The following is a 19,776-nucleotide window of genomic DNA, read 5'->3' on the forward strand; positions in this document are numbered from 1 at the left end:
GTCGTAGTCGTAGGCGTCCTGGACGTAGGGGTCGTGGTCCGGTGCGGGCGCGGGCGGCGGAACCTGCCCGGGCACCGGAGTGCCGGGGGCAGTGCCCTGGGAGGGCCCAGGCCCGCCGGCGCCCTGCGCGCGGTCACCGTCGTACGGCGCGTTCATCGCAACCCCACCTCATCGTCCCCAGGCCCCGACCGGCCACGGCATCGCTCAACGGTCCACTGTCTCACCCGTTCCGGACCCCTCTGTGCTTTGCGGTCCGGTGTCCGTGGTCTCGTCACTCGGCTGCGTGCTCTCCTCGGCGGCCGCCCGCGCGGCGACGCGCTTGCGGCTGGCGTACATCTTGATGCCCGCCAGGACCAGGAGGAGCACACCGCCGGCGATGACGAGCATGACGGTGGGGGTGATCTCGGTGGCCTCGACCGTGAACTTGCGTTCCTTGCCGTACGGCACGCCGTCCTTGGTGAAGAGGCGTGCGGTGACCTGGACCGGACCACTCGCGGTGGCATTGGCGGTGAACTTTACCGTCTGGCTGTGGCCGCCCTGAACGGTGACTTCCTGTTCCGATTCGCTGAACATCAGGCGGGTCGGATTGTCGGACTTCACCCTCAGCACCAGGTTGTGCACGTCCTGGACGAGGCTGTTCTGGACGCTGACCGGGATCGTCGCGCTATGTCCGGACAAGGTGGCGTCCGACTTGGGGACGACCTTGACCTTGTCGGTCAGTCCGACCAGGTAGGACTGGACCTCGTCGCGGTAGCGGTCGGCCTCCTCGGGGCGGCCGCGCCAGGAGGTGGACATCTCCCGGTTGATGGTGTTGCCGAAGGGGATCTCGACCCGGTCCGGCGCCGTGAGGATGACCTTGAAGTGGTCGAGGGTGTTCTGGGTGGTGCGGATCTTCTCGAACGCCGACACCGGGAGCTCCTGCTTGCTCAGGGCTTCCGGGTACTGGCCGGCACCGGGGACCTGGGTCGCGGCGCCGGGGTCGGGCTTGGCCGCGGCCGCCGCCTCCAGGTCGGAGGGCTGGCTCCAGCGGGCCGCCTGGAGCCCCCGCAGGGCGAGGGCCATCGAGTCCGCCTGGCTGGCGGAGGGCCGGCGCTGGGGCGCGACCACGTAGCTGCGCGGCTCGTCGCCGCCCTGGAGGTTGAGGGCCAGGCTGTGGGCGAGGAACCGCTGCACGGCGAGCGTGGAGTTCCCGGCGCTGGCCATGTCGCCCTCGAAGGCGGTGGACAGGGAGGCGTCGGCGACCACGGCGGTGGTGCCCGCGCCGATCGGACGGGCGGCGCTGGGGGTGTAGCCGAGGGCGCCGGTCTCCTGGAGGCTGTCGCTGCGGGTCAGCACGTTGTGGGCGCCGGCAGAGGTCGCGACGTTCACGATGGACGGGTCGATCGCGCCGTCCACGGGCCAGGAGAAGGCGGTGGAGGCGTTGACGTGCAGCACCGTCTCCACAGCCTGCTTGGCCTTGTCCGTGGCGGGCCGCAGCTGGCCCAGGGTGCCGGAGACGTCCTTGCCGTGGTGGGCGAGGGAGGCGATGTCGGGGTCGGCGAACGGCAGGGCGACGACCTTCTTGCCCTGTACGGCGTTCTCCAGGGAGCTCAGCCACTGCTCGGCCACGGCCTTGTTCCGGCCCTGGACGGGCTTTCCGTCCGGGTCGGGGCTGCGCACCCGGTATCCCTTGGTCATGGCGTCGACGGTGGCGAGCAGGTCGGGGTCGATGACCCAGGTGACGGGGAGGTCCTTGCCGAGCGAGACCATCCGCTCCAGGCGGCCGCCCGGGCGCAGCTCCTCGGCGAGGGAGTCGTCCATGAAGACCGGGGTCTGGACCTCGTCCGAGCCGGTCTCGGCGGTGAGGCGGGTCGTGGAGATCAGCGGCCACACATAGGTGAGGGAGGACCGCTTGGCGGCCGGGTCCGGCTGCCAGGGCAGGAAGGTCCGCTGGATGCCGAGCACCTGCTCGGACGGGCGGCTGTCGGTCTTCCCGGAGACGGAGACGCCCAGCTGGTAGACGCCGTCGGCGCCCAGGTCGAGCTTGTTGACCGGCACCTTGATCGTGAAGGGCTGGCCCACCTTCGAGGGGAGGGTGTCGATCTTCGCGGCGAAGGCCTGGTCGATCTCCCCGGGGTCCACCCCGGGCCGGAAGCCCTTGCGGTCCGCCACCTCGTCGATGGCCGACCGGTCGCCCACCATGGGGCCGACCCGCAGCCCGACGTGGGCTCCCTTGATCGTCTCGCGGCCGTTGTTGACCACGGTCCCCTGGATGGTCAGCGTGTCGGTCTTGACCGGGGCGCTGGGCGAGACCTCCGTCAGCTGGACGTCGACGGGGGACTCGGCGGCCTGCGCCACGGGGGCGGGAGCGTAGATGAGGGCGGCCAGCACCGGCGTTCCGCTCAGCAGGACGACCGCCCGCCGTAGCCATCGGCGCCGGGCAGGGGCGGAGGTCGCCCCTTGGATTTCTGCCGCCTCGGCCACGCGCTCACCAGTCCCTCGAAGTGTCAGTGGTCGTCGGTTCTGCGTCCACGCATGGTAACGAGACGCGCTGTGCGCGAGTGCCGCGCCTTGCTCCACAAGATCCGTTCCCGGCCGGTTCCGGTTCCCGGGCCCGGGGACGGGGCCGTGCCGTGCTCCGCCGGGCGAAACGGGGCGGCCCCGGCCGGGCGGGCCACGTACCCTTTTCTGTTGTGCCGAACGCCAATGAAGACAACCCCAGTGCCCTGAGTCAGGTGCAGCGCCGCGCGGTCAGTGAACTGCTGCGGGTCGCGCCCGTCGCCGACGAGCTCGGCCGCCGGTTCCAGGAGGCGGGCTTCCGCCTCGCCCTGGTCGGCGGGTCCGTACGCGACGCGCTGCTCGGGCGTCTCGGCAACGACCTCGACTTCACCACCGACGCGCGTCCCCAGGACGTTTTGAAGATCATCCGGCCGTGGGCCGACTCGGTGTGGGACGTCGGCATCGCCTTCGGCACCGTCGGCGCCCAGAAGGCGGCCCGCGTCGGAGACGCTGTCCGGAACTTCCAGATCGAGGTGACGACGTACCGCTCCGAGGCCTACGACCGTACCTCCCGCAAGCCCGAGGTCTCCTACGGTGACTCGATCGAGGAGGACCTGGTCCGTCGCGACTTCACCGTGAACGCCATGGCCCTGGCCCTGCCGGAGCAGGAGTTCGTCGACCCGCACGGCGGTCTGGAGGACCTGGCCGCCGGCGTGCTGCGGACGCCCGGCACCCCGCAGGACTCCTTCTCCGACGACCCGCTGCGGATGCTGCGGGCGGCCCGGTTCGCCGCCCAGCTGGACTTCGAGGTCGCTCCCGAGGTCGTGGCGGCGATGAAGGCGATGGCCGACCGGATCGAGATCGTCTCGGCGGAGCGGGTACAGGCCGAGCTGAACAAGCTGCTGCTCTCCGCCCACCCGCGCAAGGGCCTGGCGCTCCTGGTGGACACGGGTCTCGCCGACCGTTTCCTGCCCGAGCTGCCCGCGCTGCGGCTGGAGAGTGACGAGCACCACCGGCACAAGGACGTCTACGACCACTCGCTGATCGTCCTGGAGCAGGCCATCGCGCTGGAGGAGGACGGTCCGGACCTGGTGCTGCGGCTCGCGGCCCTGCTGCACGACATCGGCAAGCCCCGCACGCGCCGCTTCGAGAGCGACGGACGTGTCTCCTTCCACCACCACGAGGTGGTGGGCGCGAAGATGACCAAGAAGCGCATGACGGCGCTGAAGTACTCGAACGACATGGTCAAGGACGTGTCCCGGCTGGTGGAGCTGCACCTGCGCTTCCACGGCTACGGGGACGGCGAGTGGACGGACTCGGCGGTGCGGCGCTACGTCCGCGACGCGGGGCCGCTCCTGGAACGGCTGCACAAGCTGACCCGGTCCGACTGCACCACCCGCAACAAGCGCAAGGCCAACGCGCTGTCCCGGACCTATGACGGCCTGGAGGAGCGCATCGCGCAGCTCCAGGAGCAGGAGGAGCTGGACGCGATCCGCCCCGACCTGAACGGCAACGAGATCCAGCAGATCCTGGAGATCGGGCCGGGGCCGGCGGTGGGCAAGGCCTACGCCTTCCTGCTGGACCTGAGGCTGGAGAACGGCCCGATGGAGCACGAGGCGGCGGTCGCGGCCCTCAAGCAGTGGTGGGCCGAGCAGGCTCCCCAGGCGTGACGGGGGCCGCCGCGGCCGGGGGCAGCCACCGTTTCACGTGAAACGGTGGCTATGTTTCACGTGAAACATCGACCGGGCCGCGCCGTCGGCGCAGGAACACCGCCGTGGCGGCGTAGATCGCGGCCGTGGCCAGGAGCAGGGCCACGGACCGGCCGTCGGCGGGGAGCATCAGCGAGGACACGGCGGCCGCTCCGACAAAGGCCACGTTGAACAGCACGTCGTAGACGGAGAAGACCCGGCCCCGGTAGTCGTCGTCCACCCGGGACTGAACCACCGTGTCGGTGGAGATCTTGGCCCCCTGTGTGGCGACGCCCAGGGCGAAGGCGGCGACGAGCATCGGCCCGGGCTCGAAGAAGAGCCCGAGTGCCGGTACGAGGAGGGCCGACCCGGCAGCGCAGGCGGTGATCCAGCCCAGCGGGCCGAGCCGGCCCACCAGCCAGGGGGTCACCACGGCGGCCGCGAAGAACCCCGCCCCGGAGACCCCGACGGCGATCCCCAGCAGGGCCAGGCCGTCCGCCTCGTTGTCCGTCCACGCGTAGCGGCAGAGCATCAGCAGCATCACGGTCAGGGCCCCGTAAGCGAAGCGCATCAGGGTCATGGCGGTGAGGGCCCGGGCCGCCTCCCGCCGGCCGGCCAGGTGCCGCAGCCCCTCGGCCATGCCCCGGACGGTGAGGACGACCCCCTCGGCGACCGACGGGCGCATCCGGCCGGGAGGGTGGTCGGGCCCCAGGAGGCCGACGGCCAGCCGCAGCGCCACCAGTCCCGCGCACAGGTACAGTCCGGCGCCGACCAGGACGACGAGGGCGTTGGATCCCGAGGCGAGGATCCGGACGAGGAAGGCCAGGCCGCCGCCGGCGACCGCCGCGAGCGTCCCGGCGGTGGGCGAGAGGGCGTTGGCGGTGACCAGCTCATCGGCTTCGACGACATGCGGGAGGGCGGCCGCGAGCCCGGCGAGGACGAACCGGTTGACGGCGGTCACGGACAGGGCCGAGACGTAGAAGAGCCAGTCGGGGACGTGCGCGACGATCAGTACGGCGGTGACGCAGGCGAGGAGCGCCCGCAGGAGGTTGCCGTAGAGGAAGACCTGCCGGCGGCGCCACCGGTCGAGCAGGACTCCGGCGAAGGGGCCGATGGCGGAGTAGGGCAGCAGGAGCACGGCCATCGCGGAGGCGATGGCGGCGGGTGAGGTCTGCTTCTCCGGGGAGAAGACCACGAAGGTGGCGAGGGCGACCTGGTACGTCCCGTCGGCCGCCTGGCACAACAGCCGTACGGCGAGCAGGTTGCGGAAGTCCCTCCGGCGCAGGAGCACCCGCAGATCACGTACGACAGGCATGTGGGCAAGGGTCACATACACCGAGGGTCTCCGGACACATAGTCCGGAGACCCTCGGTGGAAGAAGCGTCGAAGCGCAGGTGTCCCGGGGGACCCTGGACCCGACCGGCGCCGTGACTAGCGCTCGACCTCGCCCTTGATGAACTTCTCGACGTTGGCCAGGGCCTCGTCGTCGAAGTACTGGACCGGCGGGGACTTCATGAAGTAGCTGGAGGCCGACAGGATCGGGCCGCCGATGCCGCGGTCCTTGGCGATCTTCGCGGCGCGCAGGGCGTCGATGATGACACCGGCGGAGTTCGGGGAGTCCCACACCTCGAGCTTGTACTCGAGGTTCAGCGGGACGTCGCCGAAGGCACGGCCCTCGAGGCGGACGTAGGCCCACTTGCGGTCGTCGAGCCACGCGACGTAGTCGGACGGGCCGATGTGGACGTTCTTCTCGCCGAGCTCACGGTCGGGGATCTGCGAGGTGACGGCCTGCGTCTTGGAGATCTTCTTCGACTCGAGGCGGTCGCGCTCGAGCATGTTCTTGAAGTCCATGTTGCCGCCGACGTTGAGCTGCATGGTGCGCTCGAGGCGGACGCCGCGGTCCTCGAAGAGCTTCGCCATCACGCGGTGCGTGATGGTCGCGCCGACCTGGGACTTGATGTCGTCACCGACGATCGGGACACCGGCCTCGGTGAACTTGTCGGCCCACTCCTTGGTGCCGGCGATGAAGACCGGGAGGGCGTTGACGAAGGCGACCTTGGCGTCGATGGCGCACTGGGCGTAGAACTTCGCCGCGTCCTCGGAACCGACCGGGAGGTAGCAGACCAGAACGTCGACCTGGCGGTCCTTGAGGATCTGGACCACGTCGACCGGAGCCTCGGAGGACTCCTCGATCGTCATGCGGTAGTACTTGCCGAGACCGTCGAGGGTGTGGCCGCGCTGGACCGTGACGCCCTTGTTCGGGACGTCGCAGATCTTGATGGTGTTGTTCTCGCTGGCGCCGATGGCGTCCGAGAGGTCCAGGCCGACCTTCTTGGCGTCGACGTCGAACGCGGCGACGAACTCGACGTCACCGACGTGGTAGTCGCCGAACTGGACGTGCATCAGACCCGGGACCTTGGTGGCCGGGTCGGCGTCCTTGTAGTACTCGACGCCCTGCACCAGCGAGGCGGCGCAGTTGCCCACGCCGACGATGGCTACGCGAACCGAACCCATTCCGGTTGCTCCCTGTCTGTTCTCGGAACGAGGCCTGCGAGATGCAGGTCTCACTTTGCTGTTTCGTCGGGCGGACCGGGTCGTCTCTGGTCCCGTCCCGCCCTCTCGCTCTCGATGAGCTCGTTCAGCCAGCGCACTTCACGCTCGACGGATTCCATTCCGTGCCGCTGCAGCTCGAGCGTGTAGTCGTCCAGGCGCTCCCGTGTGCGGGCGAGCGAGGCGCGCATCTTCTCCAGCCGCTCCTCCAGCCGGCTGCGACGGCCCTCCAGCACCCGCATCCGCACGTCCCGTTCGGTCTGGCCGAAGAAGGCGAAGCGGGCGGCGAAGGACTCGTCCTCCCAGGTGTCGGGGCCGGTGTGGGAGAGGAGCTCTTCGAAGTGCTCCTTACCTGCTGCCGTCAACCGGTAGACGATCTTGGCGCGGCGCCCTGCGAGTGAAGCGGCGAGAGCGTCTTCCGGGGCGTTCCCCGGTTCTTCGATCAACCAGCCGTTGGCGACCAGCGTCTTGAGGCAGGGATAGAGAGTCCCGTAGCTGAACGCCCTGAATACCCCGAGCGAGGTGTTGAGCCGCTTGCGCAGCTCGTACCCGTGCATGGGGGATTCGCGAAGCAGGCCGAGGACGGCGAACTCGAGGATGCCGGAGCGCCTGCTCATCCGCCTGCCCCTCTCTGCCTCTGAGTTTATGCCGAGCTGATGTATCGGCTCGATACATCCAGACCATAGATCGGGCCGCTTCCGGCGACAAGCCAAGACATGGTGACCGGTGTCACATCACCAATTCGTACGACGCAAGTTGCCTGATTTGGGGTGAACTTCGGCACTGATTGGGTTTTGGTCGTGCGTAGGCTGTGCTGCAGGACCACCGGGGGGAACCGGAATCACCTGCCGCTTCCAGGCCACTCGCCTGCCCGAGGAGTAGTCGTTCGATGAGCGAGCACCGCCGCAAACCGCCGCAGCCCCAGGGCGGCGGCCGCGCCGCGTCCCGTCGGGCTGCCCAGCAGCATCCGGGCCGGGGCGCCGGTCCCGGACGGGACGTTCCCGCCGCACCGCCCGGCGGACCCTATGCGGAACAGAGCGCCCACGGCAGCCGCGCCGACGCTCGCCGGGCCGCCCAGCGCCCCGCCGCAGGCCGAGGACGCCCAGGTGGGAACGGGGGTGGCGGCCGTAAGCGGCTCATCGACTACCCCCGCGCCGGGAAGGCCGGCTGGAAGCGGTTCGTGCCCTCCTGGAAGCTGGTCGGCGGCTCCGTCCTGGGCTTCTTCGCCGTCATCATCGCCGGGGCCGGCGTCGGCATCGCCATGGTCGGCACCCCGGACGCGAACAAGGCCGCCAAGGCGCAGAACAACGTCTTCCAGTGGGCCGACGGCAGCCAGATGGTCGCCACCGGCGGGTCCACGAACCGCCAGATCATCCCGATCGACCAGATTCCGATCTCCATGCGGAATGCGGTGATCGCCGCGGAGAACGAGTCCTTCGAAACGGACAAAGGTGTCGACCCCATGGGTATCGCCCGCGCCGTGGTGAACATGGCCACGGGCGGTTCCACCCAGGGTGGATCCACCATCACTCAGCAGTACGTCAAGAACACCTACCTCGACTCCGAGCAGACGCTCAAGCGCAAGGTCACCGAGCTCTTCATCGCGATCAAGCTGGGCGCCACCGAGGAGAAGGACAAGGTCCTCGCCGGCTACCTGAACACCGCCTACTTCGGCCGGGACGCCTACGGCATCCAGGCCGCGGCCCGTGCCTACTTCGGCAAGGACGCGAAGGACCTCAACCCGTCCGAGAGCGCGTTCCTCGCCTCCCTCCTCAAGGGCCCCAACCTCTACAACCCGGACGGCGGCATCGGCTCGGCGGCCACCCCCGAGGCCAATGAGAAGCGCGCCCGGGCACGATGGGCGTGGGTGCTCGACCGCGAGGTCGCGGTCCACCGGATGGAGCAGTCCGAGCGGGACAAGTACAAGGAGTTCCCCGCCCGGGTGGACCTCGCCCAGGCGAGCGGGATGTCCGGCCAGACCGGCTACCTGGTCGAGGTGGCCAAGGCGTACGTCATGAAGACGGCCGACATCCCCGCCGAGAGGATGGCCCTCGGCGGGTACACGATCCGGACCACCTTCCAGAAGCCCAAGGTCGACGCCCTGTCCAAGGCGGTCGAGGACACCCGCAACGACTTCCTGGACGAGAAGAAGCGGCCGGACTACGACACCTTCGTGCAGTTCGGGGCCGCCTCCGTCGACGTGAAGACCGGCGCGATCGTCGCCCTGTACGGCGGCCCCGGCTGGGACCACAAGTACTTCGCCAACAACGCCAACACCTCCGGCGTCCCGGTCGGCTCGACCTGGAAGCCGTACGTGCTGGCGGCGGCCATGGAGTACGGCACGCAGAACTCCAAGGGCTCGGGCATCTCGCCGAACAGCAAGTACAACGCCAACGACCTCACGGTCATCAACGACCGCTCCGGCAAGCCGCTGCTGGGCCCCGACGGCCAGCCGTTCAAGCAGAAGAACGAGAGCGAGTACCCGTACGGCTACGTGACCCTGAACGAGGCGATGGAGAAGTCCATCAATGTCCCGTTCGCCCAGCTCGTCTTCGACGTCGGCCACAGCAAGGTCCGCCAGGTGGCGAAGTCCACCGGCATCCTCGAGGAGTCGATGGACGAGAACAACAACGCCTCCTTCGCCCTCGGCACCTCGACGCCCAGCGCCATCCGCATGGCCGACTCCTACGCGACCTTCGCCGCCTCCGGGACGCACCACGAGCCCTTCTCCGTGCTGGAGGTCAAGAAGGACGGCAAGGACGTGCCCGGCTTCCAGGCCCCCAAGGAGTCCCGGGCCATGGACAACTCCGTGGCGGACAACATCACCAAGGTCCTGCGCAACGTGGTGGAGAACGGCACCGGCACCAAGGCCAAGAAGCTGGGCCGGCCCGCCGCCGGCAAGACCGGTACCACCGACCAGAACAAGTCGGCCTGGTTCGTCGGCTACACCCCCGAGCTGTCCACCTCGGTCACCCTGTTCCGCAACGACCCGAACTCCAAGGACAAGAAGCTCATGTCCATGAACCACGTGGGCGGTGTCGACTCCATCCACGGTGGTGACATCCCGGCGGTGATCTGGACCGAGTACATGCGCGAGGCCCTCAAGGGCACCCCGGTGAAGGACTTCCCCGAGGCCGAGGACATCGGCGTCGTCGCCGACGCCGCCGGTGCTCCCTCACCCAGCCCCTCGGTCGCCGTGTCCCCCTCCGTCTCCCCGTCCACGTCCGTGTCCCCGTCCCCGTCCACCTCGGTGTCGCCCTCCCCGTCCGAGGGGGGCAAGCCGTGCAAGCCCAAGCCGTGGAACCTGAACTGCGACCCGCAGACCGCGGCCGGTACGAGTTCCGGAGCGGGCGGCAACACGACGGGCGGCAGTACGGACCCGGCCACCACGTCCCCCACGGGCCGGCCGGGACGCCAGGGCGGCACCACCACCTGGGGCAGCATCATGGGCACCCAGGGCTGAACCCCGCCCCACCCGCACCACCGGAGGGCCGTCGCACACCGTGCGGCGGCCCTCCCCCGTGTCCGGGCCGGTACGGCAGGATGAGCCCATGACCCAGGTGCACGAGGACCGGCCGCCCGTACTGCCCACGCAGCAGGACGAGGTCGCCGCCGCCGGCAGCGAGCTCATCGGCGGACCGGCCGGCCGCCACTTCCGGCCGGGCGGCCACTGGCTGGCCCCCGTCCGCGTCGTGGTCCTCGTGGCCCTCGGCATGTTCGCGCTCGGCATGGTGCAGAAGCTGCCCTGCTACGACTGGGCCTGGTTCCAGGGCGCGGGCTCCCAGTACACCCACGCCTGCTACTCCGACATCCCGCACCTGTACTCCGCCCGCGGCTTCGCCGACGGCCTCGTCCCCTACCGCGACAGGTTCCCGGACCTGGCGGTGGACCCCAAGTACGGAGGCATGCAGTACCTGGAGTACCCGGTGCTCACCGGCGCCTTCATGGAGGTCGCCTCCTGGCTGACCCCCTCGTCCGGGGCCATCCAGCACCGCGAGCAGATGTACTGGATGGTCAACGCCGGCATGCTGATGGCCTGCGCCGCGGTCATCGCCGTCTGCGTCACCCGGACCCACCGCCGGCGCCCCTGGGACGCCCTGCTCCTCGCCCTCGCCCCCGCCTTCGCCCTCAACGCGACCATCAACTGGGACCTGCCGGCCGTCGCCCTCGCCGCAGCCGCCATGCTGATGTGGTCGCGCGGCCGCCCGCTGCTCAGCGGGGTCCTCATCGGCCTGGCGACCGCGGCCAAGCTCTACCCCGTGCTGCTGCTCGGCGTGCTGTTCGTCCTGTGCTGGCGGGCCGGGAAGTGGCGGGCGTTCGGGGCGGCCCTCGGCGGCGCGGTCGTCTCGTGGCTCGTGGTCAACCTGCCGGTCATGCTCTACGCCTGGGACGGCTGGAAGCGGTTCTACGTGTTCAGCCAGGAGCGCCCGATCGACTTCGGCTCCATCTGGCTGCTGATCTCCCAGCGCACCGGCAACCCCTTGGAGGGGGCCAACACCTACGCGACCGGGCTGACCCTGCTGCTGTGCCTGGGCATCGGCCTGCTCGCGCTGACGGCACCCCGGCGGCCCCGCTTCGCACAGCTGGCCTTCCTGGTCGTCGCCGCCTTCATCCTGGCCAACAAGGTCTACTCGCCGCAGTACGTACTGTGGCTGGTCCCGCTCGCCGCGCTGGCCCGGCCGCGCTGGCGCGACTTCCTGATCTGGCAGGCCGGTGAGCTCGTCTACTTCCTGGGGATCTGGCTGTACCTCGCCTACACGACCAGCGGGGACAAGCACCAGGGGCTGCCCCTGGAGGGCTACCAGCTGGCCATCGCCGTCCACCTGCTGGCCACGCTCTACCTGTGCGCGGTCGTCGTGCGGGACATCCTGCTGCCCGAGCGGGACGTCGTACGGCGCGACGGCTCGGACGACCCCTCCGGAGGCGTACTGGACGGGGCCGAGGACGTGTTCGTGCTCGGGGACAAGGCGAAGGCGCCGCGGTACGCGGCGCCTCCGGAGGGACAGCGGGTCGCCTGGGGCACGGACCCCAGGGACTGACCGGGGCCGGACCGGGTGGGCCCGGCCGGCCGGCGGGGTTCGGCTCAGGCGTCGAGCACCCGGTCGAACTGCGTCGTGGTGTGGCGCAGGTGGGCCACCAGCTCGTCTCCCACCTTCGGCTCGGTCGCGTCCGAGGGCACGAACAGGATCGACACCTGCATGTGCGGGGGCTCGGCGAACCAGCGCTGCTTGCCCGCCCAGACGAAGGGCGAGAGGTTGCGGTTCACGGTGGCCAGGCCGGCCCGGGCGACGCCCTTGGCGCGCGGCATCATCCCGTGGAGGGCCTTGGGGGCCTCCAGGCCCACGCCGTGCGAGGTGCCGCCGGCGACGACGACCAGCCAGCCGTCGGAGGCGGCCTTCTGCTGGCGGTAGCCGAACCGGTCCCCCTTGGCCACGCGCGTGACGTCCAGGACCGCCCCCCGGTACTGGGTGGCGTCGTGGTCGCCCAGCCACAGCCGGGTACCGATGCGGGCGCGGAAGCGGGTCTGCGGGAACTGCTGCTGGAGCCGGGCCAGCTCCTCGGCCCGCAGGTGGCTGACGAACATGGTGTGCAGCGGCAGCCGGGCCGCGCGCAGCCGGTCCATCCAGCCGATGACCTCCTCGACGGCGTCCGAGCCGTCGGGCCGGTCCAGCGGCAGGTGCAGGGCGAAGCCCTCCAGCCGGACGTCCTCGATCGCCGAGTGGAGCAGGCCCAGGTCCTGCTCGGAGATGCCGTGGCGGCGCATCGAGCTCATGCACTCGATGACCACGCGCGCTCCGACCAGGCCGCGGACCCCGTCCACGGACGCCACCGAACGGATCACCCGGTCCGGCAGCGGCACCGGCTCCTCACCCCGCCGGAAGGGGGTGAGGACGAGCAGGTCGCCGCCGAACCGGTCCTTGATGCTCGCGGCCTCGTACGTCGTCCCGACGGCCAGGATGTCGGCGCCCATCCGGGTCGCCTCCTCGCACAGCCGCTCGTGGCCGAAGCCGTATCCGTTGCCCTTGCAGACGGGGATCAGACCGGGGAACTGGTCGATGATCGTCTTCTGGTGCGCACGCCAGCGCGCGGTGTCGACGTAGAGCGTGAGCGCCATGCCCGTCCGGAGCCTTTCTCGGATAGCTGCGTGGTGCAGCGGTGCGGTGTGTGTGGAAGGGGCGGGGTGGGGGTCAGCGGCGCGACATGTAGATGTCGAGCGCCTTGTGCAGCATCTTGTTGAGGGGGAAGTCCCACTCGCCGACGTACTCGACGGCCTCGCCGCCCGTACCGACCTTGAACTGGATCAGGCCGAACAGGTGGTCGTTCTCGTCCAGGGTGTCACTGATGCCGCGCAGGTCGTAGACGCTGGCACCGAGCGCGTACGAGTCGCGCAGCATGCGCCACTGCATGGCGTTGGACGGACGGACCTCGCGCTTGTGGTTGGCGGAGGCGCCGTAGGAGTACCAGACGTGCTGGCCGACCGTCAGCATCGTGGCGGCAGCGAGCGGTTCGCCCTCGTGCTTGGCGATGTACAGCCGCATGCGGTTGGGGTCCTCGGAGTTGAGGGCCGTCCACTGGCGCTGGAAGTAGCTGAGCGGGCGCGGGCGGAACTTGTCGCGCTCGGCCGTGATCTCGTACAGGTACTGCCAGGTCGGCAGGTCCTCGTAGCCGCCCTGGACGACCTCGACGCCGGCCTTCTCGGCCTTCTTGATGTTGCGGCGCCACAGCTGGTTGAAGCCCTTGAGGACGTCGTCCAGCGAGCGGTTCGCGAGCGGCACCTGGAAGACGTAGCGGGGCTGGACGTCGCCGAAGCCGGCACCGCCGTCCTCGCCCTGCTGCCAGCCCATGCGGCGCAGCTTGTCGGACACCTCGAAGGCGCGGGGCTCGATGTAGGAGGCCTCCACGTCGCGCAGGCGCTTGACCTCGGGGTCCTGGATACCGGCCTTGATGGCGGCGGAGTTCCAGCGGCGGATGACGACGGGCGGGCCCATCTTCACGGTGAAGGCGCCCTGCTGCTTGAGGTGCGCCAGCATCGGCTGGAGCCACTCCTCCAGGTTGGGGGCGTACCAGTTGATCACCGGGCCCTCGGGGAGGTAGGCGAGGTAGCGCTTCACCTTGGGCAGCTGGCGGTACAGGACGAGGGCGGCGCCGACGAGTTCACCGGACTTGTCGAACCATCCCAGGTTCTCCGAGCGCCACTCGTTCTTGACGTCGGCCCACGCCGGGACCTGGCAGTGACTAGCCGAGGGCAGGCTCTGGAGGTACGCCAGATGCTGCTCTCGGCTGATGGTGCGCAGGGACAGGCTCATGCGGGTTGTCTCCTCGGGCGGCTTCGCTGCTATGGCGCGAAGCCTACTGCGACGGGGGCGCCACCCATCTGGGGGACGGGCCGTAGCCCGGGCCGGTGTCCGGCCGGCGCCCCGCCGAGGAGATCCCCCCGTCAGCCCATCCAGCCGCCGAAGAGGCCGCCGTGCGCCATGCCGAGGAAGAAGCCGATCCCAGCCGCGCCAAGGCCGATGATCAGTGCGAAGCGCTCGCGTGTCGTCGCGGAGATGAACTGCCCGTACAGGCCGGTCGCGATTCCGAGCAGCCCCGTCCAGGAGCTGAGCAGGTGCAGATTGTGGAAGAACGCAGTGACGAACGCCACGGCGCCGAGGATCAGGGTGACCGCCACCAGGGTGTCCTGGAGGGGGTGGGGCTTGCCGTCGGTCGCGAGCAGGGAGATGGGCGGACGGTCCATTGCCTGTGCCATAGGAAGGCACCTCCTGGCTGAAGCAGAGCGGTGCTGCGACGCAGCCTCCGGCCGGGGCCGGGGGCATAGCACCGAGCACACCCGATGCATACAGATTGTGGCCCCCTCCTGCCGGATTTCAACCGGAAGGAGTCGAGCAGGTAGTCTGTACGGTCTGCGCGGTGTCTGCTCTCAGGCACCGTGCGGCACGCATCACGACCCTCCTGCCACGGATCGACCGTGGCCGCTGAGTCCAAAGGAGGTGGGTTCCACATGCGTCACTACGAAGTGATGGTCATCCTCGACCCCGATCTCGAGGAGCGCGCTGTCTCCCCGCTGATCGAGAACTTCCTCTCCGTCGTCCGTGAGGGCAACGGAAAGGTCGAGAAGGTCACACAAGGTCGAGAAGGTCGACACCTGGGGCCGTCGTCGTCTCGCTTACGAGATCAAGAAGAAGCCCGAGGGCATCTACTCGGTCATCGACCTGCAGGCCGAGCCTGCGGTCGTCAAGGAGCTCGACCGCCAGATGAACCTGAACGAGTCGGTTCTCCGGACCAAGGTCCTTCGCCCCGAGACCCACTGAACTCCGGTTCAGCGGTAATCGGGATCGAGTAGCACAGCAGCCCAGCAGCAATCCCCGCCGAGAGGTTCATCCATGGCAGGCGAGACCGTCATCACGGTCGTCGGCAATCTCGTCGACGACCCCGAGCTGCGCTTCACCCCCTCGGGTGCGGCGGTCGCGAAGTTCCGTGTCGCGTCCACCCCCCGCACCTTCGACCGTCAGACCAACGAGTGGAAGGACGGCGAGAGCCTGTTCCTGACCTGCTCGGTGTGGCGGCAGGCGGCCGAGAACGTCGCCGAGTCCCTCCAGCGGGGCATGCGCGTCATCGTGCAGGGCCGGCTGAGGCAGCGGTCGTACGAGGACCGTGAGGGTGTCAAGCGCACGGTCTACGAGCTGGACGTCGAGGAAGTCGGCCCCAGCCTGAAGAACGCCACGGCCAAGGTCGCCAAGACCACCGGTCGCGGTGGCCAGGGTGGATACGGCGGCGGCGGTCAGCAGCAGGGCGGCGGCAGCTGGGGAGCCCCCAGCGGCGGTCCCCAGGGCGGCGGAGCTCCCTCCGACGACCCGTGGGCGTCCAGCGCGCCGGCCGGCGGCCAGCAGCAGGGCGGCGGGGGCGGCTGGGGCGGAAGCTCCGGCGGCTCCGGCGGTGGCTACTCGGACGAGCCCCCCTTCTAGGGCGGCCCGTAACCCCACTTCTTGATCACACAGGAGAGACACAATGGCGAAGCCGCCTGTGCGCAAGCCTAAGAAGAAGGTCTGCGCGTTCTGCAAGGACAAGACCGCGTACGTGGACTACAAGGACACGAACATGCTGCGGAAGTTCATTTCCGACCGCGGCAAGATCCGTGCCCGCCGCGTTACCGGCAACTGCACGCAGCACCAGCGTGACGTCGCCACGGCCGTGAAGAACAGCCGTGAGATGGCGCTGCTGCCCTACACGTCCACCGCGCGCTAAGGAAAGGGTGACCGACTAATGAAGATCATCCTGACCCACGAGGTCTCTGGCCTCGGTACCGCCGGCGATGTCGTCGACGTCAAGGACGGTTACGCTCGCAACTACCTGGTCCCGCGTGGTTTCGCGATCCGCTGGACCAAGGGTGGCGAGAAGGACGTGGCGCAGATCCGCCGCGCCCGCAAGATCCACGAGATCGCGACCATCGAGCAGGCCAACGAGGTCAAGGCCCAGCTCGAGGGTGTGAAGGTCCGTCTGGCCACCCGCGCGGGTGACGCCGGTCGCCTCTTCGGTTCCGTCACCCCGGCCGACATCGCCACGGCGATCGAGGCTTCCGGTGGCCCGAAGGTCGACAAGCGCCGCGTGGAGCTGGGCTCCCCGATCAAGACCCTCGGTTCGTACCAGGTCTCCGTGCGTCTGCACGCCGAGGTCGCCGCGAACGTGGGCATCGAGGTCGTCGCCGCCTAAGGGCAGCGCATGAAGGGCCGCACCCCTCCGGGGTGCGGCCCTTCGTCGTTTCCGGCCGGCGTCGTTTCACGTGAAACATGCCCCCGGGGTCAGCGGGTGGCGCCCGCCACCAGCCACCGGCCCGAGCGGGCGCGCAGCTGGAGGGTGGCCATCCGGACCACCATCATCAGCGTCATGGCCCACCACAGGGCCGTCAGACCGCCGCCGAGGACGGGGACGAGCAGGGCTGCCGGGGCGAACACGGCGAGGGTCAGCAGCATGGCCCGGGCGAGGTAAGGGCCGTCCCCGGCGCCCATCAGCACCCCGTCGAGGACGAACACGACCCCGCAGACGGGCTGGGCCAGGGCCACGACCAGCAGTGCGGGGAGCAGGGCGTCCTCCACCACGGGGTCCGCGGTGAACAGCGGGATGAACACGGGGCGGCCCAGGACGACCAGCAGCCCCAGCACCACGCCCGAACCGATGCCCCACCGCACCATGCGGCGGCAGACGGCCTGGGCGCCCTCGGTGTCGCCGGCTCCCAGGTAGCGGCCGATGATGGCCTGCCCCGCGATGGCGATGGCGTCCAGGGCGAAGGCCAGCAGGCTCCACAGGGACAGCGCGATCTGATGGGCAGCGATGTCGGCGTCCCCCAGCCGGGCCGCCACCGCGGTGGCGATCATCAGGATGGCGCGCAGGGACAGGGTGCGGACCAGCAGGGGCGCGCCCGCCTGGGCGCTGGCGCGGATGCCGGCCGCGTCGGGCCGCAGGGAGGCGCCGTGCCGGCGCGCGCCCCGGACCACCACCCAGAGGTAGGCGGCCGCCATGGCGCACTGGGCGATGACCGTGCCCCAGGCCGATCCCGCGATCCCCAGCCCCGCTCCGTAGACCAGGGCCACGTTCAGGGCGCCGTTGAGGGCGAAGCCGCCGATGGCCACGTAGAGCGGCGTGCGGGTGTCCTGGAGGCCGCGGATGACCCCGGTGGCCGCCAGCACCATGAGCATGGCCGGGATGCCGAGCGCGGAGATGCGCAGGTAGCTGATCGCGTACGGGGTGACGGTGTCCGAGGCGCCGAAGAGGGAGATCAGCGAAGGCGCGGTGGTCAGGACGACGGCGACGACCGCCGCGCCGAGCAGGAGGGCGAGCCAGATGCCGTCCATGCCCTGCCGTATCGCGGCTCGGAGGTCACCGGCGCCCACCCGGCGGGCGACGGCCGCGGTGGTGGCGTAGGCGAGGAAGACGAAGACGCTCACGGCGGTCGTGAGCAGCGCGGCCGCGACGCCGAGGCCGGCCAGCTGGGGCGTGCCGAGGTGGCCCACGATGGCGCTGTCGGCCATCACGAAGAGGGGCTCGGCGACGAGGGCGCCGAAGGCGGGGAGGGCGAGGGCGAGGATCTCGCGGTCGTGCCGTCTCGGGGCGGCCTTCTCAGCTGTGGGGGCCTGTGTCATGTGCTCAATCTAATCTTCCACAGGTAATAGACACAAGTGTCTATGGATCCTTACCGGGGCCCTGACTTGGGCGTTCTCGGCGTACAGGTACGAGCGATCTTGGGACAGTGGCCAAGAATTTTCTCCGCAGCCGTCGGTGGAGGAGAAAATTGCAGGTCAGCGCCGGTGCCAAGGTGGGTCAGGTGATTTTGTCCACAGCACCGTCCCCCGGTCTGTGCACAGCTTCGGGCGACTTACCCACAGCATTGGGTCCGTCGTCCACATGTCATCCACACAGCCTGTGGATAACAAGATTGGCTGACGTCGCCCGCGGCCCTACCGTGGAGCGTTGCCCGACGCGCCGAGAGCCGATCCGGGTGTCCCAAATGTCAGAGCCGTGTCGTAGAAAGAGTGACACGGCGAGGTCCGCGTTGCGGACGGGAGGAGGCGGCCCGGTGAGCATGCCCGAGCCCATGGACGACCCCTGGGCCGACAGCGGTCCCAGCGACCGTCTGCCCGCCCGTCCGCGCCGGAACGGTGAGGGCCGCGGCCGCGGCGGTGACGAGGACCGCGACCGGGGCCGCGAGGGCGGCTCCTGGGACGGCGGGGGCGGCGGCTTCGAACGCGTCCCGCCCCAGGACCTCGACGCCGAGCAGTCCGTGCTGGGCGGCATGCTGCTGTCCAAGGACGCGATCGCCGACGTGGTCGAGGTCCTCAAGGGCCACGACTTCTACCGCCCGTCGCACGAGACGATCTACCAGGCCATCCTCGACCTGTACGCGAAGGGCGAGCCCGCCGACCCCATCACCGTCGGCGCGGAGCTGACCCGGCGCGGCGAGATCAGCAAGGTCGGCGGCGCCTCGTACCTGCACACCCTGGTGCAGTCCGTACCGACCGCGGCGAACGCCGAGTACTACGCGGAGATCGTCCACGAGCGGGCCGTCCTGCGCCGCCTCGTCGCAGCCGGTACGAAGATCACACAGATGGGGTACGCGGCGGACGGCGACGTCGACGAGATCGTCAACAGCGCCCAGGCGGAGATCTACGCCGTCACCGAGCAGCGGACCTCCGAGGACTACCTGCCCCTCGGCGACATCATGGAGGGCGCGCTCGACGAGATCGAGGCCATCGGATCGCGCTCCGGACAGATGTCGGGCGTGCCGACCGGGTTCACCGACCTGGACTCCCTGACCAACGGACTGCACCCCGGTCAGATGATCGTCATCGCGGCCCGTCCCGCCATGGGCAAGTCGACGCTCGCGCTGGACTTCGCCCGTGCCTGCTCCATCAAGAGCAACCTGCCGAGCGTCATCTTCTCCCTCGAAATGGGCCGCAACGAGATCGCGATGCGCCTGCTCTCGGCAGAGGCCCGGGTGGCGCTGCACCACATGCGCTCCGGCACCATGACCGACGACGACTGGACCCGGCTCGCCCGCCGGATGCCCGACGTCTCGGCGGCCCCGCTCTACATCGACGACTCCCCGAACCTGTCGATGATGGAGATCCGGGCCAAGTGCCGTCGGCTCAAGCAGCGCAACGACCTCTCGCTCGTGGTCATCGACTACCTCCAGCTGATGCAGTCGGGCGGCTCCCGCCGTCCCGAGAGCCGTCAGCAGGAGGTCTCGGACATGTCCCGAAACCTCAAGCTGCTGGCCAAGGAGCTCGAGGTGCCGGTGATCGCGCTCTCCCAGCTGAACCGTGGTCCCGAGCAGCGCACCGACAAGAAGCCGATGGTCTCCGACCTGCGTGAGTCCGGCTCCATCGAGCAGGACGCCGACATGGTGATCCTGCTGCACCGTGAGGACGCGTACGAGAAGGAGTCCCCCCGTGCGGGCGAGGCGGACCTGATCGTCGCCAAGCACCGTAACGGTCCGACCGCCACCATCACCGTGGCTTTCCAGGGCCACTATTCGCGGTTCGTGGACATGGCCAACACGTAGCAT

Annotated in this window: 15 protein-coding genes and 1 pseudogene; 8 read left to right on the forward strand and 8 right to left on the reverse strand. The window is 69.6% G+C overall.

What is annotated here, in order from left to right; all coding sequences use genetic code 11:
• Nucleotides 1-204: 204 nt before the first annotated feature.
• Nucleotides 205-2,463 carry a DUF6049 family protein gene (locus VR44_RS00925; protein ID WP_211274990.1) on the reverse strand — a complete coding sequence of 753 codons (2,259 nt, stop codon included), beginning with the start codon at nucleotides 2,461-2,463 and terminating at the stop codon, nucleotides 205-207.
• Between the two features lie 209 nt (nucleotides 2,464-2,672).
• On the opposite strand from VR44_RS00925, the gene VR44_RS00930 reads away from it, so the two are divergent.
• Nucleotides 2,673-4,148: a CCA tRNA nucleotidyltransferase gene (locus VR44_RS00930; protein WP_045945388.1), complete on the forward strand. Its 1,476-nt coding sequence runs from the start codon at nucleotides 2,673-2,675 to the stop codon at nucleotides 4,146-4,148.
• Between the two features lie 49 nt (nucleotides 4,149-4,197).
• Here VR44_RS00930 and VR44_RS00935 read toward each other — a convergent pair whose 3' ends face one another.
• The 3 genes from VR44_RS00935 to VR44_RS00945 all read right to left on the reverse strand — a co-directional run bounded on the left by VR44_RS00935 (nucleotide 4,198) and on the right by VR44_RS00945 (nucleotide 7,333).
• Nucleotides 4,198-5,481: an MFS transporter gene (locus VR44_RS00935; protein ID WP_045945389.1), complete on the reverse strand. Its 1,284-nt coding sequence runs from the start codon at nucleotides 5,479-5,481 to the stop codon at nucleotides 4,198-4,200.
• Nucleotides 5,482-5,597: 116 nt separating this feature from the next.
• Complete coding sequence (locus VR44_RS00940) at nucleotides 5,598-6,680, reverse strand: inositol-3-phosphate synthase (protein WP_045945390.1); 1,083 nt, start codon at nucleotides 6,678-6,680, stop codon at nucleotides 5,598-5,600.
• A gap of 50 nt (nucleotides 6,681-6,730) precedes the next feature.
• The gene (locus tag VR44_RS00945) at nucleotides 6,731-7,333 is read right to left on the reverse strand and encodes a PadR family transcriptional regulator (RefSeq protein ID WP_045945391.1); all 603 of its coding nucleotides are present in this window, start codon (nucleotides 7,331-7,333) and stop codon (nucleotides 6,731-6,733) included.
• Nucleotides 7,334-7,605: 272 nt separating this feature from the next.
• On the opposite strand from VR44_RS00945, the gene VR44_RS00950 reads away from it, so the two are divergent.
• Together VR44_RS00950 and VR44_RS00955 are read left to right on the forward strand one after the other, a co-directional pair.
• Complete coding sequence (locus VR44_RS00950; RefSeq protein WP_094191347.1) at nucleotides 7,606-10,179, forward strand: transglycosylase domain-containing protein; 2,574 nt, start codon at nucleotides 7,606-7,608, stop codon at nucleotides 10,177-10,179.
• 88 nt (nucleotides 10,180-10,267) lie between these two features.
• Nucleotides 10,268-11,755 carry a glycosyltransferase family 87 protein gene (locus VR44_RS00955; RefSeq protein WP_045945393.1) on the forward strand — a complete coding sequence of 496 codons (1,488 nt, stop codon included), beginning with the start codon at nucleotides 10,268-10,270 and terminating at the stop codon, nucleotides 11,753-11,755.
• A 44-nt stretch (nucleotides 11,756-11,799) separates the two neighbouring features.
• On the opposite strand, the gene VR44_RS00960 is transcribed toward VR44_RS00955, so the two are convergent.
• The 3 genes from VR44_RS00960 to VR44_RS00970 all read right to left on the reverse strand — a co-directional run bounded on the left by VR44_RS00960 (nucleotide 11,800) and on the right by VR44_RS00970 (nucleotide 14,466).
• Nucleotides 11,800-12,831: an alanine racemase gene (locus tag VR44_RS00960; RefSeq protein WP_045945394.1), complete on the reverse strand. Its 1,032-nt coding sequence runs from the start codon at nucleotides 12,829-12,831 to the stop codon at nucleotides 11,800-11,802.
• A 73-nt stretch (nucleotides 12,832-12,904) separates the two neighbouring features.
• Nucleotides 12,905-14,023 carry a lipid II:glycine glycyltransferase FemX gene (locus VR44_RS00965; protein ID WP_045945395.1) on the reverse strand — a complete coding sequence of 373 codons (1,119 nt, stop codon included), beginning with the start codon at nucleotides 14,021-14,023 and terminating at the stop codon, nucleotides 12,905-12,907.
• 131 nt (nucleotides 14,024-14,154) lie between these two features.
• Complete coding sequence (locus tag VR44_RS00970; RefSeq protein WP_045945396.1) at nucleotides 14,155-14,466, reverse strand: hypothetical protein; 312 nt, start codon at nucleotides 14,464-14,466, stop codon at nucleotides 14,155-14,157.
• Nucleotides 14,467-14,718: 252 nt separating this feature from the next.
• Between VR44_RS00970 and rpsF the strand changes: the two are divergent.
• The 4 genes and pseudogenes from rpsF (at nucleotide 14,719) to rplI (ending at nucleotide 16,427) form a co-directional block, all read left to right on the forward strand.
• A pseudogene (gene rpsF, locus VR44_RS00975) lies at nucleotides 14,719-15,028 on the forward strand (30S ribosomal protein S6).
• Between the two features lie 72 nt (nucleotides 15,029-15,100).
• Entirely contained in the window at nucleotides 15,101-15,682 is a 582-nt protein-coding gene (locus tag VR44_RS00980) for a single-stranded DNA-binding protein (RefSeq protein ID WP_045945397.1), read from the forward strand.
• Nucleotides 15,683-15,725: 43 nt separating this feature from the next.
• Entirely contained in the window at nucleotides 15,726-15,962 is a 237-nt protein-coding gene (gene rpsR, locus VR44_RS00985; protein WP_005315025.1) for a 30S ribosomal protein S18, read from the forward strand.
• Nucleotides 15,963-15,980: 18 nt separating this feature from the next.
• Entirely contained in the window at nucleotides 15,981-16,427 is a 447-nt protein-coding gene (gene rplI / locus VR44_RS00990) for a 50S ribosomal protein L9 (protein WP_045945398.1), read from the forward strand.
• An 89-nt stretch (nucleotides 16,428-16,516) separates the two neighbouring features.
• Here the strand turns inward: rplI and VR44_RS00995 are convergent, their stop codons facing one another.
• Nucleotides 16,517-17,854: an MATE family efflux transporter gene (locus tag VR44_RS00995; RefSeq protein WP_045945399.1), complete on the reverse strand. Its 1,338-nt coding sequence runs from the start codon at nucleotides 17,852-17,854 to the stop codon at nucleotides 16,517-16,519.
• A gap of 452 nt (nucleotides 17,855-18,306) precedes the next feature.
• Between VR44_RS00995 and dnaB the strand changes: the two genes are divergently transcribed.
• On the forward strand, nucleotides 18,307-19,773 hold the full coding sequence (dnaB, locus tag VR44_RS01000) for a replicative DNA helicase (protein ID WP_045945419.1): 1,467 nt from the start codon (nucleotides 18,307-18,309) through the stop codon (nucleotides 19,771-19,773).
• Nucleotides 19,774-19,776 lie beyond the last annotated feature (3 nt).

Source organism: Streptomyces katrae (assembly GCF_000966975.1).
Classification (GTDB): Bacteria; Actinomycetota; Actinomycetes; order Streptomycetales; family Streptomycetaceae; genus Streptomyces; species Streptomyces katrae.

What these genes read in the sequence shown, in the direction of transcription:
- VR44_RS00955 (WP_045945393.1), top strand. Translation starts at nt 10,268, where the DNA reads ATGACCCAGGTGCACGAGGACCGGCCGCCCGTACTGCCCACGCAGCAG.
- rpsR (WP_005315025.1), top strand. Translation starts at nt 15,726, where the DNA reads ATGGCGAAGCCGCCTGTGCGCAAGCCTAAGAAGAAGGTCTGCGCGTTC.
- VR44_RS00980 (WP_045945397.1), top strand. Translation starts at nt 15,101, where the DNA reads ATGGCAGGCGAGACCGTCATCACGGTCGTCGGCAATCTCGTCGACGAC.
- VR44_RS00960 (WP_045945394.1), bottom strand. Translation starts at nt 12,831, where the DNA reads ATGGCGCTCACGCTCTACGTCGACACCGCGCGCTGGCGTGCGCACCAG.
- rplI (WP_045945398.1), top strand. Translation starts at nt 15,981, where the DNA reads ATGAAGATCATCCTGACCCACGAGGTCTCTGGCCTCGGTACCGCCGGC.
- VR44_RS00970 (WP_045945396.1), bottom strand. Translation starts at nt 14,466, where the DNA reads ATGGCACAGGCAATGGACCGTCCGCCCATCTCCCTGCTCGCGACCGAC.
- VR44_RS00935 (WP_045945389.1), bottom strand. Translation starts at nt 5,481, where the DNA reads ATGCCTGTCGTACGTGATCTGCGGGTGCTCCTGCGCCGGAGGGACTTC.
- VR44_RS00995 (WP_045945399.1), bottom strand. Translation starts at nt 17,854, where the DNA reads ATGACACAGGCCCCCACAGCTGAGAAGGCCGCCCCGAGACGGCACGAC.
- VR44_RS00965 (WP_045945395.1), bottom strand. Translation starts at nt 14,023, where the DNA reads ATGAGCCTGTCCCTGCGCACCATCAGCCGAGAGCAGCATCTGGCGTAC.
- VR44_RS00950 (WP_094191347.1), top strand. Translation starts at nt 7,606, where the DNA reads ATGAGCGAGCACCGCCGCAAACCGCCGCAGCCCCAGGGCGGCGGCCGC.
- VR44_RS00940 (WP_045945390.1), bottom strand. Translation starts at nt 6,680, where the DNA reads ATGGGTTCGGTTCGCGTAGCCATCGTCGGCGTGGGCAACTGCGCCGCC.
- dnaB (WP_045945419.1), top strand. Translation starts at nt 18,307, where the DNA reads ATGGACGACCCCTGGGCCGACAGCGGTCCCAGCGACCGTCTGCCCGCC.
- VR44_RS00945 (WP_045945391.1), bottom strand. Translation starts at nt 7,333, where the DNA reads ATGAGCAGGCGCTCCGGCATCCTCGAGTTCGCCGTCCTCGGCCTGCTT.